This is a genomic window from Saccharomonospora iraqiensis subsp. paurometabolica YIM 90007, from assembly GCF_000231035.2.
Classification (GTDB): Bacteria; Actinomycetota; Actinomycetes; order Mycobacteriales; family Pseudonocardiaceae; genus Saccharomonospora; species Saccharomonospora paurometabolica.
The window spans coordinates 126,967-136,522 of the sequence record NZ_KI912213.1; the positions used below are offsets into that span (position 1 = coordinate 126,967).

At 71.8% G+C, this 9,556-nt stretch carries 10 protein-coding genes; 6 read left to right on the top strand and 4 right to left on the bottom strand.

Annotation, left to right across the window (positions count from 1 at the left end):
* Positions 1–1,135 (bottom strand): acetyl-CoA C-acetyltransferase (locus SACPADRAFT_RS25700; RefSeq protein WP_007025235.1); only part of this gene is annotated, 1,135 nt, incomplete at its 3' end.
* Positions 1,136–1,314: 179 nt separating this feature from the next.
* On the opposite strand from SACPADRAFT_RS25700, the gene mce reads away from it, so the two are divergent.
* The gene (gene mce, locus SACPADRAFT_RS0205200; RefSeq protein WP_007025234.1) at positions 1,315–1,761 is read left to right on the top strand and encodes a methylmalonyl-CoA epimerase; all 447 of its coding nucleotides are present in this window, start codon (positions 1,315–1,317) and stop codon (positions 1,759–1,761) included.
* A 75-nt stretch (positions 1,762–1,836) separates the two neighbouring features.
* On the opposite strand, the gene SACPADRAFT_RS0205205 is transcribed toward mce, so the two are convergent.
* Entirely contained in the window at positions 1,837–2,205 is a 369-nt protein-coding gene (locus tag SACPADRAFT_RS0205205; protein WP_028662230.1) for an SPW repeat protein, read from the bottom strand.
* 173 nt (positions 2,206–2,378) lie between these two features.
* Between SACPADRAFT_RS0205205 and SACPADRAFT_RS0205210 the strand changes: the two genes are divergently transcribed.
* The 3 genes from SACPADRAFT_RS0205210 to SACPADRAFT_RS0205220 all read left to right on the top strand — a co-directional run bounded on the left by SACPADRAFT_RS0205210 (position 2,379) and on the right by SACPADRAFT_RS0205220 (position 5,285).
* A complete protein-coding gene (locus SACPADRAFT_RS0205210) occupies positions 2,379–3,698 on the top strand; it encodes a coiled-coil domain-containing protein (RefSeq protein ID WP_007025232.1) in 1,320 nt (439 codons plus the stop codon).
* Positions 3,699–3,774: 76 nt separating this feature from the next.
* Positions 3,775–4,224: a universal stress protein gene (locus SACPADRAFT_RS0205215; protein ID WP_007025231.1), complete on the top strand. Its 450-nt coding sequence runs from the start codon at positions 3,775–3,777 to the stop codon at positions 4,222–4,224.
* A 23-nt stretch (positions 4,225–4,247) separates the two neighbouring features.
* Positions 4,248–5,285: an adenylate/guanylate cyclase domain-containing protein gene (locus tag SACPADRAFT_RS0205220; RefSeq protein ID WP_007025230.1), complete on the top strand. Its 1,038-nt coding sequence runs from the start codon at positions 4,248–4,250 to the stop codon at positions 5,283–5,285.
* Here SACPADRAFT_RS0205220 and SACPADRAFT_RS0205225 read toward each other — a convergent pair.
* Positions 5,236–6,966: a DEAD/DEAH box helicase gene (locus tag SACPADRAFT_RS0205225; RefSeq protein WP_007025229.1), complete on the bottom strand. Its 1,731-nt coding sequence runs from the start codon at positions 6,964–6,966 to the stop codon at positions 5,236–5,238. The two genes, SACPADRAFT_RS0205220 and SACPADRAFT_RS0205225, sit on opposite strands and share 50 nt — an antisense overlap.
* A 246-nt stretch (positions 6,967–7,212) precedes the next feature.
* On the opposite strand from SACPADRAFT_RS0205225, the gene SACPADRAFT_RS0205230 reads away from it, so the two are divergent.
* Both SACPADRAFT_RS0205230 and SACPADRAFT_RS25705 read left to right on the top strand, forming a co-directional pair.
* The gene (locus SACPADRAFT_RS0205230) at positions 7,213–7,668 is read left to right on the top strand and encodes a Panacea domain-containing protein (protein WP_007025228.1); all 456 of its coding nucleotides are present in this window, start codon (positions 7,213–7,215) and stop codon (positions 7,666–7,668) included.
* Positions 7,658–8,116 (top strand): hypothetical protein, encoded by a 459-nt coding sequence (locus SACPADRAFT_RS25705; RefSeq protein WP_007025227.1) that lies wholly within the window; start codon positions 7,658–7,660, stop codon positions 8,114–8,116. The genes SACPADRAFT_RS0205230 and SACPADRAFT_RS25705 overlap by 11 nt, the downstream gene beginning before the upstream one ends.
* A 77-nt stretch (positions 8,117–8,193) precedes the next feature.
* Here SACPADRAFT_RS25705 and SACPADRAFT_RS0205240 read toward each other — a convergent pair whose 3' ends face one another.
* Positions 8,194–9,435: an aldehyde dehydrogenase family protein gene (locus SACPADRAFT_RS0205240; protein ID WP_028662231.1), complete on the bottom strand. Its 1,242-nt coding sequence runs from the start codon at positions 9,433–9,435 to the stop codon at positions 8,194–8,196.
* Positions 9,436–9,556: the final 121 nt, after the last annotated feature.

A 9,556-nucleotide genomic window follows, 5' to 3' on the forward strand; every position in this document is an offset into this window, starting at 1 on the left:
CCCCGAGACCGCCGCCGCGACGCCGCAGCTCGTGCACCAGGTGCACCACGAGCCGGGCGCCCGACGCGCCGATCGGGTGGCCGAGCGCGATCGCCCCGCCGTTGACGTTGACCCGGTCCTCGTCGACCCCGAGCTCGCGGGACGAGACGAGCCCGACGGCGGCGAACGCCTCGTTGATCTCGACGAGGTCGAGGGCGTCCGCATCCAGCTTCGCCCGGCCCAGTGCCGCCTTGACCGCGTTCGACGGCTGCTCGTGCAGGCTCGCGTCCGGCCCGGCCACCACCCCGTGCGCACCGACCTCGGCGAGCGGGGTGATGCCCAGTTCCTCGGCCTTGGCCCTGCTGGCGACGACCACCGCCGCGGCGCCGTCGGAGATCTGGGAGGCCGAACCGGCGGTGATGGTGCCGTCCGGGTCGAACGCCGGGCGCAGCTTCGCCAGCGACTCGGCGGTCGTGTCACCCCGCACACCCTCGTCGGCGGTCACGGTGACCGGGTCACCCTTGCGCTGCGGGACGTCCACCGGGGCCAGTTCGGCGTCGAAGACCCCGTTGGCCGCGGCCTTCGCGGCGAGCTGGTGCGACCGTGCGGCGAAGGCGTCCTGCTCGGCGCGGGTCAGGTCGTAGCGGGCGTTGTAGCGCTCGGTGGAGGCGCCCATCGCGGCCTGGTCGAAGGCGCAGAACAGCCCGTCCTGCGACATGTGGTCCACCAGCGGCGTGTCGCCGAACTTCACCCCGGTGCGGGAGTTCGGGAGCAGGTGCGGCGCCTGCGACATGGACTCCTGCCCACCCGCGACGACGAGGTCGAACTCGCCCGCGCGGACGAGCTGGTCGGCCAGTGCGACGGCGTCCAGGCCGGAGAGGCAGACCTTGTTGACGGTCAGCGCGGGCACGGTCATCGGGATCCCCGCGGCCACCGCCGCCTGCCGGGCCGGGATCTGCCCCGCACCCGCGGTGAGCACCTGCCCCATGATCGTGTACTCGACGGCGTCGGCGGGCACGCCCGCACGCTCCAGCGCCGACCGGATGGCCACGCCCCCGAGCTGGGCCCCGGAGAAGTCCTTCAGCGAGCCGAGCAACCGGCCGATGGGGGTGCGGGCGGCACCGAGGATCACCGAGCCGGACGGGAAACCGGACACAATCTGCCTCCTGCGAGAGTCGTTCGACGGCGACGCGGACACGCCCACGTCGACAGCGTGCCCGACGATGTCGACGGCCTGATCGACGATACCGCCCCGGCCGGCGCCGGGGCGGGCAGGCCGGACGCGACGCAACTCACGGTGGGCACCCGACCACCTGCCCCCTATCCTGAGGACCCATGCAGCAGGCACTGAAGCCGTTCGTGACCGCCGTCGACCACGTCGGTGTCGCCGTGGCCGACCTGGACGAGGCCCTCACCTTCTACACCGAGACCTTCGGGCTGGAGGCCACCCACATCGAGGTCAACGACGAGCAGGGCGTGCGGGAGGCCATGCTGCACGCCCCCGGTGACCACGGGGGTGCCGCGGTGCAACTGCTCGCCCCGCTCGCTCCGGACTCGACGATCGCGAAGTTCCTCGACCGGCAGGGTCCGGGGCTACAGCAGCTCGCCTACCGGGTCACCGACGTCGAGGCCGCGGCCCAGGCACTGCGGGACAAGGGGCTGCGGATGCTCTACCCGCAGGCACGGCGCGGCACCGCCGACAGCAGGGTGAACTTCGTCCATCCCAAGGATGCCGGCGGGGTGCTCGTGGAACTGGTCGAACCCGCGGGCGGAGCGCACTGAGCGCCTCCCTCCCGCCGGTACGCGCGAATGTGCCCGCCCGGCCGCGGCGTCGTGGTCACGACCGGGCGGATGCGGTCAGTGCTGACCGGCCGCGCGGTGCGCCGCACTGGCCACCGGGTACGCGGCGGCGCCGAGGACGACGGTGAGCCCGCCGACGATCCACGACGTCCACGCCACGGCCTCGAAGCCGGTGTAGCCCATCACCCACGGCGAGACGAAGGCCAGGGCACCGAGCACGATCTGGGCCAGCTCACCGGAGACCAGTCCGGGCCGTGCCAGCGAGACCAGCCCGTCGAGTGCGATCAGGGCACCGAGTACCACCATCGTCCACGCCGCGGCGGTGTTCGTGTCGAACCACAGTGGGGACAGCGCCAGGACCGCCCCGAGAACGAACTCCGCCCAGTCGTGGGGACGCGTCCAGGGACGCGCGGACGTGTTCGCCATTGCTTCCACCCTCTCTCCTACCCGGAACCACACGGTTCCCACCTCGGATGTTGCGCCTGCCCGGCCCGCCGGTCAACGGACGCGACCGACCGGTTGAAACCCCCTCCGGACGAGCTCGCCCCATCGGCACCTTCCGGCACGTGCGGCCGGGACGCGACCGTTAGGGTGGTGCCATGAGCCTTGGCGAGGAACGGGAGCTCGTGCCGCTGGGAGCGGGATTCGACTTCGAGAAGCGTGGTTACAACCGGGCACAGGTCGACGAGCATCTGGAACGGCTGGACGCCGACATCAGGATGCTGATGTCCGACCGGGACGCGGCCGTCTCGCAGACCGACGACCTGGCGCGGCAGCTCGAGTCCGCACGCATCGAGATCGACGACCTGCGCGGACAGATCGAACGACTCGCCCAGCCGCCGACCACCATCGAGGGGCTGTCCGAGCGCCTGCAGCGCATGCTGCGTCTCGCCCAGGAGGAGGCCGCCGACACGAAGGCCCGCGCCGAGGCCGAGGCGGGCCACATCCGCGCCAAGGCCGAATCGGACGCGGGCGCCATGCGGGCGCGGTACGAAGAACTGCTCACCGAGCTCTCCGACCGCCGCAAGCAGATGGAGGCCGAGCACGCTCGGGTGCTGGAGGAGGCCCGCGCCGAGGCGGAGCGGATCACCACGAGCGCGGCCGAGGAACGGGACCGGCTCGACCGGGAGGCCGAGCAGCGCCGGGCCCAGGTCGAGGAGGACTTCGAGATCGCGATGTCCGCCCGGCGGACGGAGGCGATGCGGGAGCTGGCCGAGCAGGAGGCGGCGAGCAAGGCCGACGCCGAGCGCCGGATCACCGAGGCCGACGAGCACGCCGCCGCGGTGCGCGCCGAGGTCGCCGAGGAGAAGGCCACCGCCGAGGCCGAGATCGACCGCAGGCGCCGGGAGTCGGTCGAGGACGCGAACCGGCGCAAGCAGGACTCGATCAGTGAGGCGAACGCGCGGGTCGCCGAGGCGACGGAGGAGGCGAGGCGCCGGGTCGCCGAGGCCACCGAGGAGTCCAAGCGCCGGGTCGCCGAGGCCACCGCCCGGGTGGAAACCCTGCGGACCCTCCGGAACGGGATCGCCGAACAGGTGCGGGCGGCCCGCACGATGCTCGCCGAGGTCGGTTCATCGCTGGACACGGACGCGACCGGCACGGACACCTCCGGCACGGGGGCGACCGGTGCGGACACCTCCGACGGGAACGCCGTCGACGGGGAGACCGCCGCCGTGGCCACCGCCGGACCGGACACCGCCGAATCGGACACCTCCGAGGCGGGCACCGCCGAATCGGACACCTCCGAGGCGGGCACCCCCGAATCCGACACCTCCGAGGCGGACACCCCGGACGACGGCACGACGGGCGCCGACGCGGACGGTCAGGACGGACACGCCACGGAGCACAACGGGGACGGCGCGTCCCAGCCGACGGTCGTGGTCCCGGCGACCACCGGAACGAAACCGACTCATGAGTAGGTAACTGGTGCGTGGCGGCCCCGGACCGGATACTCTCGGCCACCGAATCGGCACGAGCACCCTTCTGGAGGACCGCATGGCCGCCTATCGGACCGTCGTCGTCGGCACGGATGGATCGGACTCGTCGATGGCCGCGGTCGACCGCGCCGCGAGTGTGGCCGCCGACTCCGCCGCCACCCTCGTCATCGGCTGCGCCTACTACCCGGCGGACAAGGAACAGGTGGAGAAGGCCTCGGACGTCCTGCGGGACGAGGCGTACCAGGTCGTCGGTTCGGCTCCGGCCGAGGACACCCTCCGCACGGCGCGGGAACGGGCCGTGAAGGCGGGCGCCACCGACATCGAGACGGTGCCCGTGGTCGGGGAACCGGTCGACTCGCTGCGCACGATCGTCAAGGAGCACTCCGCGGACCTGCTCGTGGTGGGCAACCGCGGCCTGAACACCCTGGCGGGACGCATCCTGGGTTCGGTCCCCTCCGAGGTCGCCCGCAAGACCGGGGTGGACGTGCTCATCGTCCACACCACCTGAGGGCACGGCGAGCACCGCTGTCCATGAGTGAGCACCCCGCTGACGAGACGCTGCAACACCGCCTCGAACGGATCCTGCTCGGCGGCACCCGCCGGTACACGCGGCTGGAGGTCGCCGAGCGGGCGGGTGTCGCCCAGGACCGCACACGTCAGCTGTGGCGGGCCCTGGGCTTCGCCTCCGTGGGCGACGACGAGGTCGTGTTCACCGAGGCCGACATCGAGGCCGTGCGGATCACCGACCGGCTGGTGGACACCGGACTGCTCGACCGGGACCTGGAGACGTCGGTGGCCCGCGCGGTCGGCCTGCACATGTCCCGGCTGGCCGAGTGGCAGTCCCAGCTGCTGTGGTCGTTGATCGCGGACAATCCCGACCTCGCCGAGGACGAACAGCGGATCGGCGAACTGGTGGAGCGGCTGCTGCCGGAGCTGGAACTGGTCCACGACTTCGTGTGGCGCCGGCATCTCGCCGCCTACGCGGGCCGTGCCCTGGCCGAGCCGGAGGAGACGCTCGAAGCCGCCTCGGAGGTCGTCGGGTTCGTCGACATGGTCGGCTACACCCGCATGGCCCGGCGGGTGGACGAGGCCGAGCTGTCCGGGCTGCTGGAGCGGTTCGAGGAGCTGGCGACCGGCTACGTCGCCGAGCATCACGGCAGGGTCGTCAAGATGATCGGCGACGAGGTGTTGTTCGTCTGCCCGTCGGCGGTACGGGCCGCGGAGATCGCGCTGTCGTTGAGCGAGCACGCCGCGGCGGACGAACGGGTGCCCGAGGTCCGGGCCGGTCTGGCGTCCGGACGCGTGCTGAGCCGGTTCGGCGACGTGTACGGCTCGGTGGTGAACCTCGCGAGCAGGCTCACCTCGCTCGCCCGGCCGGGCACCGTCCTGGTGGACGCCGCGCTGGCGGACGTGCTCGCCGGGTACAGCGACTACGACCTCCGCAGGCTCCGGCCGGTGCCCGTCCGCGGGTACCAGCGACTCCGCCCGGCGGCGTTACGCCGGGCGGGCACCCGGGAGGTCACCGCGCACGACGACGTTCCCGACGGACCGTCACCCTCCGCCCCTTGATGCTGGTGTCCCGGAGGGCACTGATCACGTCGTCCGCCGCGGTGTGCGGCACGTCCACCAGGGAGAACCGGTCGGAGATCTCGATCGCGCCGACGTCCTTGCCGCGCAACGGGGACTCGCCCGCGATCGCCCCGACCAGGTCCTGGGGGCGGACCCCGGCCGTGCGGCCGAGACTGACGAACAACCGGGTCATGTCGTCCGCGGGCGGCCTGCCCTGCTTCCCGGCGCGACCGGGACGGGCCGCGCCGCGGCGTGTGTTCCCGTCGTCACCGCGGCTCCCCCGGTCGCCGCGCGTCTCGGGCCGGACCTCGGGGATCTCGTCCTCCTCCCCGACCGGTCCGCCCGCCTCGTGGGCGAGTTTCACCGCGGCCAGCGCGACCCGCTCGACGTCGAACTCCCCGGAGAGCGACTCCACCGCGTCCCGGTAGTGCTCGAGGTCGTCGCTGTCGGCGAGCAGGGTCTCCCGCAGCGCGGCACGGGTCAGTTCGAGCCTGCGCGCCTTCAGGTCGGCGACGGTGGGCAGCTTCTCCACCGCCATCTTCTGGTTGGTGACCCGTTCGATCGTGGCGATCATCCGCTGCTCGCGCGGTTCGGCGAGGGTGACCGCGGAGCCCTCCCGCCCCGCGCGGCCGACCCGGCCGATGCGGTGGACGTAGACGTCGGGGGCGCTGGGCACGTCGTAGTTGACGACGTGGGTCAGCTGGTCGATGTCCAGGCCGCGCGCGGCGACGTCGGTGGCCACGACGAGATCGGCGGTGCCCGCCCGGAGCCTGCCCACGACACGGTCGCGTTGCTGCTGATCCATGCCGCCGTGCAGGGCCTCGGCCCGGTAGTTCCGCCCGTTCATGGTCTCGGTGAGCCGGTCGACCTCCTCGCGGGTGCGGCAGAACACCACGGCGGCCTTCGGCGCCTCCAGGTCGAGCACCCGGCCGAGCGCGGCGGGCTTGTACCCGCGCGGCACGAGGTAAGCGGTCTGCCGGATCATGGCGGCGTCCCCGCTCACCGACTCGGCGCGGCTGAGCTCGATGCGCTCCGGGTCGGTCAGGTACCGCCGCACCAGACCGGCGATCCGGGGCGGCATCGTGGCCGAGAACAGCATGGTCTGCCGCTCGTCCGGGGTCCGCTGGAGGATGGCGTCGATGTCCTCGGCGAAGCCCATGTCGAGCATCTCGTCGGCCTCGTCCAGCACGACCGCGTCGAGTCCGTCCAGCCGGAGCGAGCCGCGGGCCAGGTGGTCCAGTGCGCGCCCGGGGGTGGCCACCACCACGTCGGCCCCCTGTTCGAGGGCCCGCAGCTGCCTGCCCATCGGCTGGCCCCCGTAGACGGGGACGACCCGGACACCGAGGTGCCGACCGTAGCCGTCGAACGCCGCGCAGACCTGGGCGGCGAGCTCCCGCGTCGGGACGAGCACCAGCACGCGCGGCGTCGTGCCGCGCTCGCCGTCGGCGAGGTGGTGCAGCAGCGGCAGGGCGAACGCGGCGGTCTTGCCCGTGCCGGTGGCCGCCTGACCGACGAGGTCCCGCCCCGCCAGCAGCGGGGGCACGGCCGCCCGCTGGATCGGGGTGGGTTCGGAGTACCCGAGCTCCGCGAGCGCCCGGGACAGCGCCGGGTGCAGCGCCAGATCGGTGAATCCGTCGAGGTGTTCGGTCACGCTTTGCTGCTCCGCCGTACTGGCGACCATGTGTGTTCCTGCTTCGTCAGGGAAGGGTGCGAAAGGGGCGCCACGGCCGTGGCAGAACCCAGGCAGGCGCGAGGCCCCAGACTACCCCATCGAACCCACGTTCGATCCCGTCCTTCCGGTACGGGTGTACCGGAGGAGCGTGCGACCGGGACGGCACCCCTTTCGAGTGGAGACCCACCGACAGCGGCACGCCTCTGACATCCTGTTGTGAGAGGGTCGGCCCGAACAGGGAAGGGGGAGCGAGCCATGGCGACCGTACTGGATGTAGCGAGTTACATCTTGGCGAAGCATGGTCCGATGACGGCCATGAAGCTCCAGAAGCTGTGCTACTACTCGTACGGCTACCACCTGGTGTGGGAAGAACGGCCGCTGTTCCCCGAACGCTTCGAAGCATGGGCCAATGGGCCCGTCTGCCCGCAGCTGTACCAGCAACATCGTGGCTTGTTCCAGCTACCGCCGGACGCCCTCGGCGGCGATCCCGGCCGTCTGGACGACGGCGAGCGCGAGTCCCTCGACCTCGTGCTGGACGGCCTCAGTCACATGACGGCGCATCAACTGTCCGAGATGACTCATCGGGAATTGCCGTGGCAACGGGCCCGGGCACGCTCAGGCGCGGACGATCTCGACCGGAGCAACGAGCCGCTCACCGACGCGGACATCGCAGAGTTCTTCGAGGCACTCGTTACCGCCGATGGGCAATAAGAAGAAGCAGAGACCTCACCACACGCCGCCCGATCGCAAGAGCAAGGTCGTGCCGTCGAGCGCGGTGCCGCCTGGCGTGCACAATTCGGGCGAACGCTTGTGCTGGCGGTTCAAGCATGTCGATCACGACAGCCGTTGGCGCTTCGACGAGGGCATGTCCGAACAGTGGCGCGAACTGATGACGAAGATGGCCCACTGTGAGTCCATGACCGTCCACGAATTGAGGAACAGCAGCAGGTTCTTCAAGGAGTACGACCTGCCCAGCGGCCTGCTCCAGGAAGCACTTGACCGTCTGACGACGCTGCGGCTCGATGAGATGACGAAGATCCAGAGATTCGAGTTCACCGGTACCCAGCGGCTCTACGGGTTTCTTCACGACAACGTCTTCCACGTCATCTGGTGGGACCCGCACCACGAGATATTCCCGAGTAAGCTGAAGAACACCTAGCCCCTCGCCGAGTCAAAAGTCGATCACACGCGGGTGAGACGAACAACATGTGACACCGCCGGGATCGAGCCCGCTGCTCAGCCGCCTTCCGGGAGGACGGCGTACTGCCGGACGGAGAGGTCGGTGTAGGTGACGGGGCCGCGTGGTCCGGGGACGTTGTCCAGGTTGATCCCCGTCTCCGGCACGCCGAGCAGCTTGAAGCCGTCGAGCAGCCGGGTCGGAGCGTTCCAGAACACCCCGGTGCCCCGGTAGGCGTCGAAGAACGCCTCCGCGGTCGCAGCGTTCTCGGTGGCGATGCCCGCCGCGAGGCCGGACGTCTCCTCGTTGGCGAGGGTGACAGCCTCCCCGGGCCCGCCGACCCGCGCGACCGTCACGGTGGCCTCGTGCTCGGCGTCCAACGCCCACTCGTAGCCGACCGGGTGGTCGTGCGGGGGCAGGGACGGCCGGACGCCGCGCTGTCCGACGGCCTCCGACACCACCGGCCACAGGCTGTCGTAGACCTCGTCGTGGATCAGCAGCAGGTTGAGCCGGTTGCACACGCCGAGCCGGTCCAGGCTGTCCGCGACCAGGGAACGCACCGTCTCCGGGTCCGCCTCGCGGTCGACGTAGAGGACGCCGCCGCCGTCCGCGTGGGCCATGGTGCGCACGCCGTGGGTCGCCGCCTCGGTGGACAACGACCTGGTGGTCTCGCCGCTGCCCCGCAGGATGACGAGCGGGACCAGCGCGGGCAGGCGCACCAGGGCGGCCGCCGCCTCCCGCTCGGCGCGCGGCACGAGCTGGATCACACCGGGGTCGATGCCGGCTTCGTCCAGCGCGGGCCGGATGACCTCCTCCAGCAGGCACCGCGCGGAGCCGAGCGCCGCGGCCCCGGTCCGCAGGACCCCGGCGTTGCGGGACTTGACCAGTTGGGACGCCACGTCGACGGTCACATTGGGGCGGGCCTCGTAATTGGCGCCGATCACGCCGACCGGGCGGCGCCGTTCCACCAGACGCAGGCCGCCCGGCAGGGTCGACACCGGCACGGAGCGTGCCGGGTGCGGCGCGTCGGCCAGCAGGCGCAACTGCTCGGCCATCGCGGTCAGGCGCTCGTCGGTGATCGTGAGCCGGTCGAGCAGGCCCGCGCTCATCCCGTCGGCGCGCGCCGAGGCGACGTCCTCGGCGTTGGCCGCCAGCACGGTGTCCCGGCGGGCCGTCAACCGTCCGGCCATGGCCCGGAGCGCGGTGTCGATCGCCGTGTCGTCCGCGGTGGCCAGGGAAAAGGCGGTGTCCTTCGCCGCCCGCGCGCACTCCCCGACCGCCTTCGTCACCTCGTCCGTCACCGAAGCGTCCGTCACCACAGGTCCTTCCGACGTCTCGCACCCGACGGCACCGCGTCGACCGCGGCGCGCGGCCCGGTGCCCCGGCTCCAGTGTGCCGCACCGGCCGCTGCCCCGGGGCCGC

Coding starts and splice junctions, on each gene's coding strand:
- mce (WP_007025234.1), top strand. CDS start 1,315: ATGCAGCAGGCACTGAAGCCGTTCGTGACCGCCGTCGACCACGTCGGT.
- SACPADRAFT_RS0205205 (WP_028662230.1), bottom strand. CDS start 2,205: ATGGCGAACACGTCCGCGCGTCCCTGGACGCGTCCCCACGACTGGGCG.
- SACPADRAFT_RS0205210 (WP_007025232.1), top strand. CDS start 2,379: ATGAGCCTTGGCGAGGAACGGGAGCTCGTGCCGCTGGGAGCGGGATTC.
- SACPADRAFT_RS0205215 (WP_007025231.1), top strand. CDS start 3,775: ATGGCCGCCTATCGGACCGTCGTCGTCGGCACGGATGGATCGGACTCG.
- SACPADRAFT_RS0205220 (WP_007025230.1), top strand. CDS start 4,248: ATGAGTGAGCACCCCGCTGACGAGACGCTGCAACACCGCCTCGAACGG.
- SACPADRAFT_RS0205225 (WP_007025229.1), bottom strand. CDS start 6,966: ATGGTCGCCAGTACGGCGGAGCAGCAAAGCGTGACCGAACACCTCGAC.
- SACPADRAFT_RS0205230 (WP_007025228.1), top strand. CDS start 7,213: ATGGCGACCGTACTGGATGTAGCGAGTTACATCTTGGCGAAGCATGGT.
- SACPADRAFT_RS25705 (WP_007025227.1), top strand. CDS start 7,658: ATGGGCAATAAGAAGAAGCAGAGACCTCACCACACGCCGCCCGATCGC.